Annotated in this window: 14 protein-coding genes and 1 tRNA gene; 4 read left to right on the top strand and 11 right to left on the bottom strand. The window is 63.9% G+C overall.

Annotated features, from left to right (window positions below; all coding sequences use genetic code 11):
* Positions 1-7 precede the first annotated feature (7 nt).
* Entirely contained in the window at positions 8-808 is an 801-nt protein-coding gene (locus NATPE_RS12290; RefSeq protein WP_006181800.1) for an enoyl-CoA hydratase-related protein, read from the bottom strand.
* Positions 808-2,376: a long-chain-fatty-acid--CoA ligase gene (locus NATPE_RS12285; RefSeq protein WP_015299089.1), complete on the bottom strand. Its 1,569-nt coding sequence runs from the start codon at positions 2,374-2,376 to the stop codon at positions 808-810. Before NATPE_RS12285 ends, NATPE_RS12290 begins: the two co-directional genes overlap by 1 nt.
* A 220-nt stretch (positions 2,377-2,596) precedes the next feature.
* Here NATPE_RS12285 and NATPE_RS12280 point away from each other — a divergent pair, with 220 nt between their 5' ends.
* The gene (locus tag NATPE_RS12280; protein WP_006181798.1) at positions 2,597-3,214 is read left to right on the top strand and encodes a universal stress protein; all 618 of its coding nucleotides are present in this window, start codon (positions 2,597-2,599) and stop codon (positions 3,212-3,214) included.
* Between the two features lie 73 nt (positions 3,215-3,287).
* The gene (locus tag NATPE_RS12275; RefSeq protein WP_006181797.1) at positions 3,288-3,476 is read left to right on the top strand and encodes a hypothetical protein; all 189 of its coding nucleotides are present in this window, start codon (positions 3,288-3,290) and stop codon (positions 3,474-3,476) included.
* Positions 3,477-3,637: 161 nt separating this feature from the next.
* Here the strand turns inward: NATPE_RS12275 and NATPE_RS12270 are convergent.
* The 7 genes from NATPE_RS12270 to NATPE_RS12240 all read right to left on the bottom strand — a co-directional run bounded on the left by NATPE_RS12270 (position 3,638) and on the right by NATPE_RS12240 (position 9,666).
* Positions 3,638-3,711 (bottom strand) — tRNA-Thr (locus NATPE_RS12270).
* A gap of 12 nt (positions 3,712-3,723) precedes the next feature.
* Positions 3,724-4,239 carry a GNAT family N-acetyltransferase gene (locus tag NATPE_RS12265; RefSeq protein ID WP_006181796.1) on the bottom strand — a complete coding sequence of 172 codons (516 nt, stop codon included), beginning with the start codon at positions 4,237-4,239 and terminating at the stop codon, positions 3,724-3,726.
* Positions 4,208-5,431 (bottom strand): phosphoglycerate kinase, encoded by a 1,224-nt coding sequence (locus NATPE_RS12260; protein WP_006181795.1) that lies wholly within the window; start codon positions 5,429-5,431, stop codon positions 4,208-4,210. Before NATPE_RS12260 ends, NATPE_RS12265 begins: the two co-directional genes overlap by 32 nt.
* 101 nt (positions 5,432-5,532) lie before the next feature.
* The gene (locus NATPE_RS12255) at positions 5,533-6,141 is read right to left on the bottom strand and encodes a CBS domain-containing protein (protein ID WP_006181794.1); all 609 of its coding nucleotides are present in this window, start codon (positions 6,139-6,141) and stop codon (positions 5,533-5,535) included.
* A gap of 84 nt (positions 6,142-6,225) precedes the next feature.
* Entirely contained in the window at positions 6,226-6,996 is a 771-nt protein-coding gene (locus NATPE_RS12250) for a GTP cyclohydrolase III (protein ID WP_006181793.1), read from the bottom strand.
* Positions 6,997-7,068: 72 nt separating this feature from the next.
* Positions 7,069-7,395, bottom strand: a complete 327-nt coding sequence (locus NATPE_RS12245) for a DUF5785 family protein (RefSeq protein WP_006181792.1) — start codon at positions 7,393-7,395, stop codon at positions 7,069-7,071.
* Positions 7,396-7,443: 48 nt separating this feature from the next.
* On the bottom strand, positions 7,444-9,666 hold the full coding sequence (locus tag NATPE_RS12240; protein ID WP_015299088.1) for a PAS domain S-box protein: 2,223 nt from the start codon (positions 9,664-9,666) through the stop codon (positions 7,444-7,446).
* A 33-nt stretch (positions 9,667-9,699) separates the two neighbouring features.
* Here NATPE_RS12240 and NATPE_RS23295 point away from each other — a divergent pair, with 33 nt between their 5' ends.
* Together NATPE_RS23295 and NATPE_RS21465 are read left to right on the top strand one after the other, a co-directional pair.
* A complete protein-coding gene (locus NATPE_RS23295; RefSeq protein ID WP_275040170.1) occupies positions 9,700-9,834 on the top strand; it encodes a hypothetical protein in 135 nt (44 codons plus the stop codon).
* 227 nt (positions 9,835-10,061) lie between these two features.
* Positions 10,062-10,232 (top strand): hypothetical protein, encoded by a 171-nt coding sequence (locus tag NATPE_RS21465; RefSeq protein WP_015299087.1) that lies wholly within the window; start codon positions 10,062-10,064, stop codon positions 10,230-10,232.
* 464 nt (positions 10,233-10,696) lie between these two features.
* Here the strand turns inward: NATPE_RS21465 and NATPE_RS12235 are convergent, their stop codons facing one another.
* Positions 10,697-14,770, bottom strand: a complete 4,074-nt coding sequence (locus NATPE_RS12235) for an Eco57I restriction-modification methylase domain-containing protein (RefSeq protein WP_006181788.1) — start codon at positions 14,768-14,770, stop codon at positions 10,697-10,699.
* Between the two features lie 151 nt (positions 14,771-14,921).
* Positions 14,922-16,094, bottom strand: coding sequence for a succinyl-CoA:mesaconate CoA-transferase (mct, locus tag NATPE_RS12230; protein ID WP_006181787.1), 1,173 nt, complete (start codon positions 16,092-16,094; stop codon positions 14,922-14,924).
* Positions 16,095-16,111: the final 17 nt, after the last annotated feature.

Genomic DNA, 16,111 nt, shown 5'->3' with positions numbered 1-16,111 from the left:
CGCCTCCCTACTGTCCGTCGAACTCGGGCTCGCGGTCCTCGAGGAAGGCGGAGACGCCCTCCGCGTGATCCTCGGTTTCGAAGACGATTCCCTGTGCGACGGCCTCGTCGGTCAGGGCCTGCTCGAGCGATTTGTTCAGCCCTTCACCGACTAGCCGGTTGGCGTGGCGCAGAGCGATCGGCGGCCCGGAGACGATTTTCGCGATGAACTCGTCGGCCCGGTCGTCGAACTCGTCGGCGTCGTAGACGTGGTTGACCAGTCCGAGATCCGCCGCGCGCTCGGGGCCGAAGATGTCGCCGGTCAGAACGAGTTCCTTGGCGACGTTCTCGCCGACGATCCGGGGCAGCAGATAGGAGGTTCCGGCGTCGACGCTCAGGCCGACCTGTCGGAAGACGAAACCGAAGGCGGCGTCCTCGCTGGCCAGTTGGATGTCACACGCGATCGCGAGGTTCGCGCCGGCACCGACGGCGGCCCCGTCGATCAGCGCCACCGTCGGGATCGGGAACTCGACCAATCGCCCGATCAGTTCGTTCGTCGACCGCTCGAGGCGGCGTACCCGATCGTCCGCGGGGACGTCGTCCTCGATGGCCTCGGTCATCCGCTCGATGTCGCCGCCGGCGGAGAACGACCCGCCGGAGCCCTGCAAGACGACGACGCGGGCGTCGCTGCCCTCGATCTCGTCGAGGGCCTCGGAGATCCCGGTGCTGATCTCCTCGGAGAGTGCGTTTCGGCGGTCGGGCTGGTTGAGCGTGATCGTCGCGGCTCCGTCCGCCTTGAGATCGAGGAGGACTGCATCACCGAGCGCCATCAGTCGTCACCCTCCTGCTCGCGAAGTTTGAACTTCTGGACCTTCCCGGTGGTCGTTCGGGGGAGTTCGTCGACGAACTCGACCTCGCGGGGGTGTTTGTACTCCGCGAGGTTAGTCAGACAGTACTGCTTGATCTCCTCCTCGGTCACGTCGCCGTCGGGCGTGCGGACGACGAACGCTTTCACGGTCTCGCCGCGGCGCTCGTCGGGGATGCCGGCGACGGCGGCGTCGGCGACGTCCTCGTGTTCGAAGAGGAGTTCCTCGACTTCGCGCGGGTAGACGTTGTACCCGCCCGTGACGATCATGTGCTTCTCGCGGTCGACGACGTAGAAGAAGTCGTCCTCGTCGTGGTAGCCGATGTCGCCGGTGTGGAACCACGTTCGGCCGCCCTCCTCGGTAAACGCCTCCTCGTTGGCTTCCGGCAGGCCGTAGTAGCCTTTCATGACGTTCGGCCCGGCGACGACGATCTCGCCGGTGATCTCGCGCAGGTCGGCTTCCTCCTCGTCGATCGGTCCCTCTTCGACCGGCGGGATCTCCTCGAAGTCCTCGTCGACGACCTTCGAGTCGACGCCGGGGACGGTCTTCCCGATGCTGCCGACGCGTCGGCCGTCGATCGGGCTGTTGAAGTGGGTGATCGGACTGGTTTCGGTCAGGCCGTACCCCTCGTAGATCTTCGGCTCGTAGAGTTCCTCGAACTGGCGCAGGACCTCGACCGGGATGCCCGAGCCACCGACGCCACAGAGCCGCAGCGACGACATGTCGAACTCCTCGGCGTTTGGCTGGTTGATGACGTCGTTGTACATCGCGGGCACGCCGTGCATAATCGTCAACTGCTCGTCCTCGATCAGCGAGACGGCGTCCTGTGCGTCCCACTCGGGCATCGGGTAGAAGGCACCGCCGTTGAACAGCGTCGCGTTCATGGTGACGGTCATCCCGTAGATGTGGAACAACGGGAGGACGCCGAGTCCTTTGTCGTCGGCGCGGATCCCGTCGGGAATGAGCTTCGCGGCCGCGTTCGCGTTCGACGCGAGGTTGTTGTGTGTGAGCTGGACCCCCTTCGGCTGGCCCGTCGTCCCGGAGGTGTACGGCTGGACCGCCACGTCGTCGTCGGCCCGGTCCGCGACGTCGGGATCGCCCGGCTCGAGGAACTCCTCGAGCGTGACCGCGCCCTCGGCCTCGCCGCCGATGCTGACGACGTGTTCGACGCTCGTCTCGTCTTGGACCTCCTTGACGAAGGGAACGAGGTCGGCGAGCGCGACGACGACCTTGGCCTCGCTGTCGCCGAGCAGGTGGCCGATCTCGCGGGACTTGTACTGCGGGTTCATCGGGACGACGACCCCGCCGGCTCGCAGCGTCCCGTGGAACCCGATCAGGAACGGCGGCACGTTCGGCAGATAGAGCGCGACGCGGTCGCCCGCGCCCAGTCCTCGCTCCTCGAGCGCGGTCGCGAAGGCACCCGTCTGTCCCCAGAACTCCTCGTAGCTCGTTTCCGTCCCCTGATAGCCGATCGCGGTGTTATCGCCGTGTTCCTCGACGGCGGCCGCGAGATTAGTGACAAGATTTGTCATAGTCCGTGCGGTACGTTCGCGCGTACCGTAAAAAAGATTTACATCGTTCGGGGAGCGCGCCCGGATCGCTTACCATCGATAATCGATCTGAGGACTCCCGATCGCTGATACGCACTCGTCGTGTCGAGACGACGGGCAGCGGCCCGTGCGGGACCGTCACCGGCCCGTGAGCATCGACTCGAGGGTATTTAGGGCCGCGTTCCCTACCCTCGCGGTATCAATGTATCAGGACATCCTCGTTCCGACGGACGGGAGCGACGGTACCCGCCGGTCGATCACCCACGGGCTGGCGATCGCCGACCGGTTCGATGCGACGGTCCACGCGCTATCGATCGTCCCCGAGGGCCCGCTCGGAACGCTACAGACCGACGAGGCGATTCCCGCGGCCGAGCGCGCGGTCGAGTGCGTCGCGGCCGAGGCCGACCGCGAGGGCGTCGCGGCTGTGACGGCCGTCGAACAGGGAGTCCCCCACGAGACGATCCTCGAGTACGCCGACGAGAACGACATTGACATGATCGTGATGGGGACGCAGGGCCGGACCGGGCTCGACCGGGTCCTGGTCGGAAGCGTCACCGAACGGATCGTCCGCATGGCCGACGCCCCCGTGGTGACCGTCCGACTGACCGACGACATCCGTATCGACGACGCCGAGGAGGCCGAGGAAATCGCCCGCAAAACCGCCGCGAACGAAGGGTACGACGGTCTCGCGCTGGCCGACCAGCCCCACCGGACCAGCGCCTCGTGGATCGTGCCGCTCGAGACCGACGCGGGACCGGTTCACGTCCACGTCGACGCCGTCTCCGGCGAGGCCCGCGTCGCGAAAGGCCCCGACCAGTGACGCTCCGGTTTCGGCTTCGTCCGCACGGCGTGACGTGCGGTCAGTTTTTCACCTGCCCGGACCAAGGACGAGTATGACTCCCGAGGGGGACCCCGTGACGAACGAGGATCGAACCGGCCCCACGGCTCGGGGCAGCGCGCTATGGGATCGGCTGGCCGGACTGCGGGCGGCGGTTCGGTCCCGCGAATCGATCGTTTTGGCGGCGTTGGGTCTGCTGTTGTTTCTCGTACTAGCGACCGGGAACTATCTGGGACTCTGGTAGCCCTCGCGGGTTCGACGTGCCGCTCGAGCCGATCGAGTGATCGGGTCCCGTCTGAACCGCCAAAAGCGGCGTCAGCCGCGTTCACGAACGCGTACAGCAACGAGGAGCGTGCGCTCGACTGTCGTCCGTCGCTGGCGCTCGCGAGTTCGAGTGCCGTCGTAAGCCAGGGCGGGGATTTGAACCCCGGAAGTCTCGATTACAAGTCGAGTGCATGAACCGCCCATGCTCCCCTGGCGCAGGCCGTGGGTTAGCCGTCCTCCTTTGAGTGTGTATCGTTTTCGTCGCGGTCCGCGAGCGAGCGCGTCATCGACACGCGGAACGGATCATAGCCGTGGCGGCGGTAGAACCGACGGGCGGCCTCGTTGTCGGCCATCACCTCGAGCAGCAGTTCGTCGACGCCGCGGTCGGCAAGCGACGCTTCGGCGGCCTCGAGCAGGGCGGTGCCGATCCCCTGCCCCCGGTAGGCCGGCCGGACGTAGATGTTCGAGAGCAGGCCGCGCGTGGTGTCGAGTTCGAGGGTGCCGCGTTCGACCGTCACCGAGACGAAGCCGACGATCGCGCCCTCGAGGCGGGCGACGAACAGGCCGTCGCTGACCAGATAGGCCCCGAGCGTCTCCCGCATGGCCTCGCGGTTGGCCTCGGGGCGGACGGCCGACTGGTACCGGCGCTGGTCGCGGGCGAGATCGACCCAGAGGTCCGCAAGGGCGTCGAGGTCGGCCCGCGTGGCGAGTTCAATCGTCGGCGGCTGGTTGCTCGGGGGCATTCTCGAGTGCGGTCACGGCGGGCAGGGATTCGGCGGTGAGCATCCGGAGAGCCGCGCCGCCGCCGGTGCTGACGTGTGAAAAGCCCTCGACGCCGAGTTGGCGAAGCGCCGAGGCGGTGTCGCCGCCGCCGACGATGCTCGTCGGGATGTCGGTCGCGGCGTCGTAGAGCTGTCGCGTCCCGGTCTCGAAGCGGTCATCCTCGAAGACGCCGGCGGGGCCGTTGAGGATGACGGTTTCGGCGTCCTCGAGGACGCGCCGGTAGTACTCCAGAGTCGACCCGCCGATGTCCATGGCGGATTCGCCGTCGCCTGGCGGAAGGGCGTTGACGCCGAGTTCGTGGCGGCCGCCGTCCCGGTCGACGGCGACGTCGCGGGGCAGCGCGATCCGGTCGCCGTGGGCGTCGAGCAGGTCCGCGGCGCGGTCGATCTCGTCCCAGTAGCCCTGGTCGTAGATGAAATCGGAGCTGGCATCGCCCAGGTCGACACCGTCGGCGATGAGAAAGACGTTGCCGACGACGCCGGCTGTGAGGACGTGATCGGCCAGTCCCTTCTCGAGAACCGACCAGGCGACGTCGATGGAGTCGGAGACTTTCGCCCCGCCGAGGACGTAGACGCGGGGTTCGCCGGTCTCCTCGATCGAGCCCAGCACGTCGAGTTCGGACTCCATGACCCGGCCGGCGTAGCTCGGCAGGACCGTCGGGAGCCCGACCAGCGAGGGCTGGGAGCGATGTGCCGCCGCGAAGGCGTCGTTGACGTAGGCGTCTAGGACTGGCTCGAGGCCCGCGACCAGATGGGTCCGGGCGGCCCGCTCCGGCTCGAACTCCATGTACTCCTCGCTGTAGAAGCGGGTGTTCTCGAGGACGACGCAGTCGCCGTCCTCGAGGTCCCGGACGGCCTCGCGGGCGGCGGCGGTGAAGGTGGCGTCCACGTAGTCGACGGGCTGTCCGAGCAGTTCCGAGAGCCGTTCGGCGTGTGACTCGAGGGAGACGAACTCGTCGCCGCCGGGTCGGCCCTGATGGGCGAGGACGGCGACCCGACCGTCCCGCTCGAGCAGTTCCGCGAGGGTATCGACGTGGGCGCGCAGGCGGGCATCGTCCGCGAGCGTGTCATCGTCGTCGATCGGACTATTGACGTCGACGCGAACACCGACGGTAGTCCCTTCGACGTCCAGGTCGTCGAGGGTCGCGATCATTACCGGTCAGTCCACTGCGGCACCCGAAAGGTCTTTCTATCGGAGAGATGGCCACGGTGATTGAGGACATACCGCACGAAGATGCGGGAGTCGAGAGCGGCCTACACCGTCCGGCAGTCCGAACAGACCAGCTGGCCGTTGGCGTCCCACAGCGCGTCCGCGAGCGAGCCACAGGCCTCGCAGACGCCCTGGGTGGTGTACTCGTCGCCGCCGTTGGGGAGGACGGCGGCCTCGCCCTCCCCGGCGGGGGGCGCGGTCGCGGGATCGGCGACGCCGCGGTCGCGATCGATCGGCGGCTCGCTCGAGCGGGCGGGCGTCATCGTCGCCTGGAAGGAACTGGCGGCCGCGATGACGTCGCGCTGGGTGACGAGCCCGACGATCCCGTCCGGGCCGTCGACGACGACGTTACGGATGTTCTGGCGGGCCATCGTGGTGGCGACGTCGGTCAGCGATCGATCGGGGTCGACCGTGATGACCGGCGTCGTCATCACCTCGTCGACGGTCGTCGCGGACGGCTCGCCTTCCCCGGCGATCAGTTCCAGGACGTCCCACTCGGTCACGATGCCGACGGGCTCGGAGCCCCGGACGACCAGCGCACAACTGGTCCGTTCCTCGCGCATGAGCCGCACCACGTCGAGGACGGTATCCGATTCGCTGACGCCGACGTACTCGCTCGTCAGCACGTCCCTGACGGACAGTTCCGATTCCATACGTGTACGGATCACACGGACGGGCTAAAAGCTACCTCCACCACACTTAAGAAAATCGGGAGCGAAGTTCTCTAACTCCCGAACTCAGGCGTTCTCCCACTCGAGTTCGACCCGCGTCCCGTCGGCTCGACAGGTCTCGAGGGCGTGTTTGGCGTCGTAGCCGGCCTCGTGGGCGCTTTTGCCGCGGCCGACGCCGACCTGCATCTCGACGTCGACGGCGTCCTCGACGTGTGTGACCGCCTCCTCGTAGTCGGCTTCGCCGAGGTCGGGGCAGACGACGATGACGTTGTCGCCGCCGACGAAAAACGAGAGGCTGTCGTGGGCGTGGCGCATGTGGCGCATGAGTTCCGCATAACCCTGCTCGATCTCGATGAAGGTGTCGAAGGCGTTGAGTTCGTCCGTGTAGTTGCCGGTCGCGTTGATCACGTCGAAGTGGGCGATCTGGACGTCCTCGTCGGCCCGGAACTCCTCGTCGATGGCCCGCCCCTCGAGACACTCCCGGCGGTCCTCGTCCTGTGCGCTGCCGGCGTCTTGCAGGCGTTCGGTGGCCTCCGACAGCGCCTGAACGGGACTCCGGCCGGTCGCGACGCCGAGACTGAGCGTCACGGGATACCGGTTCCCGATCGACTCCTGGAGGAGCGCGTGATCCTCCATCGAGCAGCCGTTCGTGACGGCGATGATGTTGTCGAACCGGGTGAAGAAGGTGTAGCCGTCACGGTTGCCGACGAACTGGGAGATGTCGGCGTACAGTCGGGATTGCATGGTCTGGAGGTCCGCTTCTCGGCGGGGCTCCGGGGTCACGGTCCAGGGGCCGTAGTTGTCGATCTGAACGAGCGTTACCTGCGTGTTAGTCACTGTGAACGTTCCTTTCGAACGCCGTCGTATAAGTGATACGTAATCCAGATTCGTGATGGCGCGGGCGCCCGATCAGGCGTGGACCTTCTCCGGGTCCTTGCCGTGTGGGTGGTACTTCCAGAAACCGCCCTCACGCATCGCCGCGCCGACGGCCTTGTGCATGTCGACCATCGTCTCGAACTCCGCGGGTTCGACGTACTCGAAGATGTCGCTGAGCGCGACGACCGTCTCGTGGTTGATTCGGACGGGATAGTCGCCGTACTCCTCGACGAACTCGTCGCGCACCATCGGGAAGTCCTCCTCCTCGTCGACCTTGTCCGCGATGATCCGCATGTCGAACTTGCGCATCCCCTCGCTGCCCTCCTCGCCGTCGGGATCGACTGGCCAATCGTTGCTCATACCTCGACGTGTGTAGGGGTCCCGCAAAAGGATTTCTCCTCGTCGCCGTCACCGGCCGACCGAGTCGACATCGGCCAGCTCGAACCGTGCGCCACCGGCCGCGCTCTCGGTCGCCGTCGCCGTCCAGCCGTGGGCCGCCGCGATCCGCTCGACGATCGCGAGCCCGAGGCCGGTCCCGTCCCCGTCGCTCGAGTAGCCGCTCTCGAAGACCCGCTCGCGTTCGTCGGGTGGGATTCCCGGGCCGTCGTCCGCGACGTAGAAGCCGTCCCCGCCCGCGAGGTCGCCGACCGTGATCGTGACGCCGGAGCGGCCCCCGTCGCCGTCGGGGCCTGCGGGGCCGACGTCGCTGTGATCCACGGCGTTGCGAAGCAGGTTCTCGAGCAACTGCTTGAGCCGCGCCCGATCGGCCCGAACGACGGCGTCGGTGTCGACCCGCAACGCGGCCGTCCCGGTGTCGACGTGGTCCCAGCAGTCGTCGACGATCGCCGCGAGATCGATCGGCTCCGGGTCGGGCTGTGGATCCCGATCGCGCGCGATCGTCAGGATGTTCTCGATCAACACGCCCATCCGGTCGTGGGCCCACGCGACCTCCTCGAGGTGGGTCTCGTCACAGTCGCAGGTCCGGCGGGCCTCCGCGAGGCGGCCCTGTGCGACGTTCAGGGGGTTCCGAAGGTCGTGGGAAACGATACTGGCGAACCGCTCGAGGCGCTCGTTCTGGGCTTTCAGTTCGCGCTCGCGTTCCTTGCGGTCCGTGATATCCCGCAGGACGCCGACGGTCCCCTGGAAGCGGCCGTCCTCGTCGGGCGGCAAGATTGCGATGTGGTTCTCGTGGGGGCGTCGCGTCCCGTCTCTGGTGATCGTCTCCATCTCGAAGGAGGCGTGATCGCGGTCCGGATCCGCCAGCAGGGCCGCGATCTCCGCTTCGCCGGTAGCGATGTCGGCCTCGTCCATGAACAGCGAGACGTGTTCACCGACCAGCTCCGCGGGGCTGTAGCCGGTCGTCGTCAGCTCGTCGTTGCTCGGCGGGACGATCTTCGTGACCCGGCCCGCGGCGTCCAGCGTGTAGACCTCGTCGGGGATCGTCTCGACGATCGTCTCGTACTCCTCGAGTTCGCGTTTGCGTTCGGTGCGGGCGGTGATATCGCGGACGACGCCGGCGACGCCGCGGTACTGGCCGTCCGCGAGGGGCAACAGCGAGACGTTGTCCTCACACCGAATCCGCTCGCCGTCGCTCGTCTCGACGGTGATCTCGTAGGTACACTGGCGACCCTCGGTGTCGGCGGACAGCAGCGAGCCGACGGTCGCTTCCCCGCGCTCGACGGACTCGTCGTCGAGCAGGAACGAGATCGGCTCGCCGACGATCTCGTCTTTCTCGTATCCCGTCATCTCGGCGTAGGCGTCGTTGACGTAGGTGTAGCGCCCGTCGTCGCCGACCGTGTAGACCGGATCGCCAAGCGCCTCGATGATCGTCTCGTAGCGCTCGAGATCGCGTTCGCGTTCCTTGCGGTCCGTGATGTCTCGAACCGTACAGATGAGATCGCCGTTGCCCGTCGTCGACAGCGAGTGGGCCTCGACGAAGGTGGTTCCGTCGGCCCGGAGCCCGGTCGTTTCGCCATACCACTCGCCCTCGGCCATCACCGTCGGGATGATCTCCTCGTGGGCGGTCGCGACCTCGTCGTCCGGGTAAATCAGTTCCCAGTGTTCGCCGATCAGCTCCGCCGGCTCGTAGCCATAGAGGTCGGCATAGGCCCGGTTTACGTAGACGAATCGGCCGCTCGAGTCGAGGATGCTGACTCCCTCCTGTGCGGTTTCGACGGCGTGGAGGTGTCGCTCGCGTTCCCGGCGGCGCTGGGCCGCCTCGACGGCGTCGACGACCGCATCGGCAAGGGCCGCGTCCCGCTCCGGGTCGTCGGCCTTCCGCACGTAGTCGGTGACGCCGGCCGAGATCGCCTCGCTCGCGATCGCTTCCGAGCCCGAGTCCGTAACCAGCAGAAAGGGGATCGAGTCGACTTCCGAACGGGCGTCCTCGAGCAGCGCCAGTCCGTCGGCGTCGGGCAGATCGTACTCGGAGACGATACAGTCGATCTCGCGGTCGGCAAGGTACTCGAGGGCCTCGCTGGCGCTGGTGGCACTGAGCGTGTCGATGGCGACGTCGCGTCGGTCCAGCAACTCGGCGATCTTCACGGCCCACTGCGGTTCGTCGTCCACGCAGAGGACGCGGATCTCGTCCATCGAGACGCCCCCAGAGCGGGGCCCGTCCCGAATGCTCATGCCCCCTCTCTCGCGACGACGCGGATATAGATTGTGGCTGGCCGGTCGATCGCGACGGGCCGCCTCGAGGCCGCCACCCGCCGTCCGGAACCGGCGACGCTCGAGACCCGCCGGAACGCGCCGCGCGGGATCGCTCGAGCGACCTCCCTTCCACCGAGCCAACAGTAGATATAAGTCCGAACAGCTAAACGTACTAACTGGAAGTCAGACTCCGAAACAGGGGGCGCATCGAAATGCCCCGGGTGTATAGGCACCCGAGACTGGCTTCCAAATCCCCCACAGGGATTCGGTTGCCATGATTACATTACTACTTCCGGGATATAAACGTCCCGCACGACGCACAAATCGCCCGACGCGACGAGTCTCGACGCTGCGCGCCGCACGCGGTGATCGCGATGGGTAGGGATCGGTTGAGCGACCGGGAGTCGGACGACGACTGGTCGCTGCCGGACTGTCCCCGCTGTGGCGAGCCGGTGACGGTGTCGGTCGTTACCGGCCCCGACTCGAGTACCCTCCAGCCCTGTGGCTGTTCGGTGCCGCCGGCGACGTTCGTCGGCTTCGAGTAACCGGGTCGGCTCGAGCCCCGGCGGTTAGCCGGCCGGTCGGCCGTCGCAGACGAATCCACCATTCGACACACCACCTCTCCGTCGGCATCGTCGGTCGGCCGGTCGGTCCGTAAGCGGGGCTCGGATTCTATTGCCCCATTCGAACGGACTCGAGTAACTGATTCGATGTAGTACCGAGTCGGAAACCCCTAGTACGAGGAGCGTTCGAGGAACGGCACGACAAGAACGAGTTCAGTCGTCGTCTCGGTCGCGCTGCCGACCTTTCGATACGCGTTCACCGCCGCTGAGAAGACTCTCCCGTGCCTGCTCTCGCTTCTGTTCACGGCGGTCCTCATCATCGTTGCTCATGGACAAAGCTATGCCAGTCTCCGCAATAGTTTTTGGGCTATCTCTACCGACTCACGGGCTCACGCCCGTTCGTCTTCTCGCGGCGCAAAGCGCCGCGCTACCGGTCGTTCGCGGTACTATTCGCCGACGGCTTCTTCGACGATTGCGATTTCCTCGTCAGTCAGCCCGTAGAGTTCGTAGACGATCTCATCGATCAGATCGTCGGTTTTCTCGATCTTTGCCTCGAGTTCCTCCGCGCGTGCTTTCGTCTCGAGGTAGCTCTCGAGGCCGTCCCGAACGTCGTCGACGGCGGGGAGGGTGAGCTTCCGGAGGCGATCGACGGGCGAGTTGGTCTTGGTGGCGGTTTCGCGGAAGTTCGCGAAGCCGCCGGCCTCGTCGACGGCCACGGGGACGAAGGCCTCGATCAGGTCGGCCTCGGTTTCGGTGAGATCCGAAATCTCGAGGGCCGGCAGGGGCTCGGTTTCGGTGTAGCCCCAGCGGTCGGTTTCGTACTCGTCCTCGTTGTCCGGTTTGTAGCGGGCTGTGAGGTGGATCTCGAGTGATATCGGGGATTTCCGGATGATTTCGACAGTGCCGATGCGGAGGTTCTCGTAGTCCTCGGATGTGTTCGAGAGAATCGAATCTGATACCCCTTCAGCAGGTTGAGCAAATCCGAGATCTGTAATCAGTACTCCATCCTCATACACACCTAAATGGTCAATTATATTTAGGTTTAAATTCTCTCGTAGTTGGATATTCTCTGCGTGTGAATTACTTATGTCTGACATCAATTCCCGCACACTGTTTTCTCCTTTTCCATCGATAATATCAATTGCACTATTATTCTGTTCGATGGTGAGTGATTCTATGGATCTATCGAGATCTGGAATCGGTAACTCTTCAACGTCATTTAACGTGATTCGCGGGAAGTTATCAGTGACAATCTTATTTGACGTTCTTATGAAATACCAAGACATAATTGACGAATTGATTACTGGAACTAACGACTGCGCAGACACGTTTTCTTCAGGAATAACACTAAGTACAGTCTTGTAACAGACTGCATCCCGGTTGACAAATGAGGAATGTATTTTATAACGCCCAGATCCAGTTATTTCTCTGATAAATATGCGCTCTCCCTCAAAATACTTCCACTCTCGTTCTCGGTGTAGATGATTACCATAGTCAATCCATGTCTCTTCAAGATCTTTAATACGATATCGCCGAATATTGTCACCAGACAAAAGTGGAACGTGTCGTTCAGTCTCTTTTGTGTCAGAATGGAAAACTCGATTCTTTATTTGGTTTTCCGTGTGGTCATCTTGCCCATATGCTTGGATTCCTATCGAAACTGAAGCTATATTATTTAAATCTGTTGAATTATCTGATATTTTCCCTATAATTCGCTCTTCTCCTTTTGACTGCCTAATTTCTATCTTTCCAGCAGATTCTCTAAGTTCCGATTGATTATCACGCTCTACAATCGATTTGTCTAACAATTCGTTACCAGCATTCTCCACATTTACTATCTTAGTAGCCCCTCTATGTCCAGATTTTGTAAGGATAGGTATTATTGTGTCAACCGTTGCATCATCAAACACTGGCTCTTTAAACTGGACGATCTGTCTAATCCATGTTTCTTCAAAAATATAGTCTCTAAGTCCCTCCGTATTTTCTAATGTAAGCCATGGCTTTGGGACGATATATCCGAACTTTCCACCCTCAGAAAGATGAATTATGCCTTGTTCAATGAAAGCATGAAAAGCATCAATCTTGTACTGTGTGGATTTGTATTGATTTCTTAAGTAATTCTCGGAACTGTCTTTGATTTGTACGTACGGCGGATTCCCGATCACCGCATCGAACCCAGCATCAGCCCGCTTCTCCCCATCATCGTCGAAGAACACCTCGGGATACTCCAACTCCCAGTGGAAGAACGCCTCGTCCTCGCTCATCGCCTGCGCCGTCTGGAACCACGGCTCCTCGCGCATCTCGGCCCACGCCTCGTCGTCGTCGATCGCCCGCGCCAGCCGCTCGTAGGCCCCCTCGGGCACGTCCAGATCGAACCGCTCGGCCGTGTGGACGTTCGCCACCTCGAACAGCCGCTGGTAGAACGCGTCGGCCCGCACCTCGTCGTAGATCTCCTCCATCGACTTGACGTCCTCGAGCGACTCGTTGTCGATCTCGAGCAACTCCTGCATGCGCTCCATGACATGCTCGAGCGTATCTTGGCGAACGCGGGCCAGCGCCTGCTGTAGGGTCAACTGCCCGTCGTCGTCGGCGTGTTCGCTCGAGAGAACCTCGGTCACGTCCGAGCCGACCAGCGAGTTGCCCGCCTTGAGGTGGTGATCGAGGAAGGCAAGCGGTTGGTCCGCCGCGAGCGTCTCGAGCCACATCGAGAGCTTCGCGAGTTCGACGGCCATCCCGTTCAGGTCGACGCCGTAGATACACTCCTTGGCCACGTCCCGGCGCACCCGCTGCTCGTCGAAGGCCGTCGCCTCCTCGAGTTCGCGCACCTCCTCCATGACCTGCTGGGCGAGGTACTCCGTCGCCCGCGTGAGGAAGTGACCGCTGCCCATCGCCGGGTCCAGCAGCTTCAGGTCCGTCACCCGCCGGTAGAACGCCCCCAGATACTCGTGGGTACCGGGCTCGAAGCCCTGCGACTCGAGGTCGGCTTTGATCTCGTCGACCAGCGGCCCGACCGTCTCCTCGACGATGTAGGTCACCACGTAGTCCGGCGTGTAGTAGGCCCCCGTGGCCTTGCGCTCGCCCTCGTCGTTGACCACGTAGAGCCCGCCCTCGTCGACGGTCTCGACCGCCGCCGCGACCGAGACCTCTGTCGCGGGCTTCCAGACCTGCCCGCCGTCTTCCGCGACCGCGGCATACGCCTCGGGGGCGATCCGGAACTGATGCTCGAGCAGCCCCTCGTAGACGCTGCCCAGATGCCGCGTGTCGAGGTCGGCGTAGTCGGCCAACACGTACCGTCCCTCGTCGTTTTCCGTCGTCGAAATCCGGTAGATGACCTCCGCGAGATAGCGGTTGCTGACCTCGTGGTCGGCCAGGAACTCGTGTTTGTCCCGGTTGAACAGCCCGCCGTTGTACGGCGGAATCCCCAGCGATTCCTCACCCTCGTCGATCAGCCGGAACAGGTCCTCGAGACGGCTCCACATCGTCGTCGAGTGGTCGCTGTAGGCGTCGGCAAAGCCCTCGTCGACCTCGCCGATCTCCTCGTGGATCTCGAGGCGCAGTTCGTCGAGGCTAAAGTTTTCCTCGTACTCCGCGACGGCGTCCCCACCCTCGGGGTGGATCAGCCCGCGCGATTCGGCATAGAGGACGAACATCAACCGATACAGCAACACCAGCGACTGCTCTTTCAGCTCCGCGAGCCCGTCGTCGTCTCCTGGCTCGATCGCGAGGTCGTTCGTCTCGGCGAAGCCCCGGCCGAGTACCCGCAGGGCGGTGAAGACGTTGTCCTGCAGGTCCTCCCCGAGTTCCTGGGCGACCGTCTCGCTTTCCGACCGGACCGAATCGAGAAAGGTGGTCCCGCCCGACTCGCGAAACGCCGCCGGCCGGAAGAACAGGTAGAAGTATTTGAACGCCTCGAGGTCGCCGCGCTCGAGCAGTTCCGGCAGATCGATCTCGTAGTAGGTCTGGGTCTCGTAATCCTTCGTCCCGTAGAGTCGCCACTTGCGGCCGTTGGTCAGGATCCCCCACTGAATCCGCTCGGGCGTCCGCTCGAGATAGTGTTTGATCTGGTGGGAAGCGTTGCGATACGGTCGTTGATCGCTGAAGCGAGTCGTGAAGTCAGCGTCCCACTGCTTGGCCTCGACCAACCCCACCCCGCGGTCGAACAGATCGGTCGTGTCCTCGGAACTCAAGTAGACCTCCGCAGCGTCGCGACGCGCCTCGGTGTCCTCGAACAGCAACACGTCGACGTAGCCCCCGCCCTCGGGCAGCGTCGTTTCGACGTTCGTCCCGAAGCCCAGGATCTCGAGGACCTCGTCGATCCAATTGTCGATCAACGGATCTTCCTTGTAGCCGTCGACCAGTCCAGACTCGAGATCGTACAGGTCCTGCAGTTCCTTGAGGGCCTCGCTCGCGGCGGCGTCGCAGTCCCACTCCTCGCGGTCTTCGATCCGCTCGTCGAGATAGTAGCCGGAGAAGAGATTCGAGTTCGTGTACGGGCGGTCCGACAGCGTCGCCTGACTCATGATACGCGACACTTGAATTGTCACCCTAAGAAAGTACTGGTAGCAGAGGCCGTTAACGAGTAAGATTCGGGAGTCCGCTGGACGGTGTCAAACGATTACGCGGCCCGGTCGAGCCAGTCGCAAAACGCCTCGAAGTCCTGGCCAATCGAGTTCAGTCGTCGGCCGTCTCTTCTGCCTGCTCGCCCAGCACTTCCTCGCGGTGTTCGTCAAGCAGCGGCGCGCGACCGCGGGGCTCGGGCTCGGTCTCGCTCATCTTGATCGGATTGCCCGCGATCTCGACGTCGGTGTCTGCACCGGGCTGTTCGACGGGCACGAGCATGTCGCGTGCGTGGACGTGGTCGTCCGCGAAGATCTCCTCGGTGGTCTGGACGGGCGCGGCCGGGACCCGCCCCTCGAGCTGGCCGACGAGTTCGTCGTTGGTCTGCTCGAGTGCCCACTCCGAGATCTCGCCGCGGAGGTGATCGCGGCTCTCGAGGCGTTCGGCGGTCGTGGGATACTCCTCGGCGAGGTCCTCGCGACCCATGATGTCACAGAGTTCGGCCCAGTGATTGTTGTTGAACGCGGCGATGACGGCGTAGCCGTCGTCGGTCTCGAAGGCGTTGTAGGGAAAGAGCGTGGGGTGGGAGTTGCCCCGTCGGGTCGGGGCCTCGCCGGTGTAGGACTGCTGGTAGATGGCGCGTTCGGTGAAGCTGAGCATCGAGTCGTACATCGCGGTGTCGACGTACTGGCCCTCGCCGGTCTGTTCGCGGTGGTTCACGGCGGCGAGAATGCCGATGCAGTTCAGCGTCGCGGTAAAGAGGTCGCCGACGCCGGGGCCGGTCTTGGTCGGTGGACCGTCGGGCTGGCCGGTCGTTTCCATGACGCCGCCAAGCGCCTGTGCGATGAGGTCGAAGGAGGGCTGGCCCTGGCGGTGGGTTTCGCCGGTCCGCGGGTCGCCGAAGCCCCGAATCGAGGAGTAGATGATGTCCTCGTTGTACTCCGTAAGCGTTTCGTAGCCCAGATCGTACTTCTCCATCGTCCCGGAGCGGTAGTTCTCGACGACGATGTCGGCCTCTTCGACCAGCGAGAGGAAGTCCGCACGATCTTCTTCGTCGCCTAAGTTCAGCTCGATGCTCTTCTTGCCGCGGTTGACGCTCTGGAAGTAGCCCCCGTAGGCTTCCTCGTCGGGGTCGTTGACGAACGGCGGGTTCGACCGGATCATGTCCCCGCCCGGCCGCTCGATCTTGACCACGTCCGCGCCCATGTCCGCGAGCAACATCGTGCAGTACGGCCCAGCCAGCACCTGGGTCAGATCCAGCACGCGAAGGTTCGAGAGTGCGCCCATGTCTGTACGCCCCCTTG

The sequence above is a fragment of the Natrinema pellirubrum DSM 15624 genome, from assembly GCF_000230735.2.
Taxonomy (GTDB): domain Archaea; phylum Halobacteriota; class Halobacteria; order Halobacteriales; family Natrialbaceae; genus Natrinema; species Natrinema pellirubrum.
This window is presented reverse-complemented; position numbering and strand designations above follow the sequence as displayed.

Bases quoted from the DNA above. Each gene is read 5' to 3' on its own strand.
- NATPE_RS12290 (WP_006181800.1), bottom strand. From the start codon at position 808: ATGGCGCTCGGTGATGCAGTCCTCCTCGATCTCAAGGCGGACGGAGCC.
- mct (WP_006181787.1), bottom strand. From the start codon at position 16,094: ATGGGCGCACTCTCGAACCTTCGCGTGCTGGATCTGACCCAGGTGCTG.
- NATPE_RS12260 (WP_006181795.1), bottom strand. From the start codon at position 5,431: ATGATCGCGACCCTCGACGACCTGGACGTCGAAGGGACTACCGTCGGT.
- NATPE_RS12280 (WP_006181798.1), top strand. From the start codon at position 2,597: ATGTATCAGGACATCCTCGTTCCGACGGACGGGAGCGACGGTACCCGC.
- NATPE_RS12235 (WP_006181788.1), bottom strand. From the start codon at position 14,770: ATGAGTCAGGCGACGCTGTCGGACCGCCCGTACACGAACTCGAATCTC.
- NATPE_RS12275 (WP_006181797.1), top strand. From the start codon at position 3,288: ATGACTCCCGAGGGGGACCCCGTGACGAACGAGGATCGAACCGGCCCC.
- NATPE_RS12240 (WP_015299088.1), bottom strand. From the start codon at position 9,666: ATGAGCATTCGGGACGGGCCCCGCTCTGGGGGCGTCTCGATGGACGAG.
- NATPE_RS12245 (WP_006181792.1), bottom strand. From the start codon at position 7,395: ATGAGCAACGATTGGCCAGTCGATCCCGACGGCGAGGAGGGCAGCGAG.
- NATPE_RS21465 (WP_015299087.1), top strand. From the start codon at position 10,062: ATGGGTAGGGATCGGTTGAGCGACCGGGAGTCGGACGACGACTGGTCG.
- NATPE_RS12255 (WP_006181794.1), bottom strand. From the start codon at position 6,141: ATGGAATCGGAACTGTCCGTCAGGGACGTGCTGACGAGCGAGTACGTC.
- NATPE_RS12285 (WP_015299089.1), bottom strand. From the start codon at position 2,376: ATGACAAATCTTGTCACTAATCTCGCGGCCGCCGTCGAGGAACACGGC.
- NATPE_RS12265 (WP_006181796.1), bottom strand. From the start codon at position 4,239: ATGCCCCCGAGCAACCAGCCGCCGACGATTGAACTCGCCACGCGGGCC.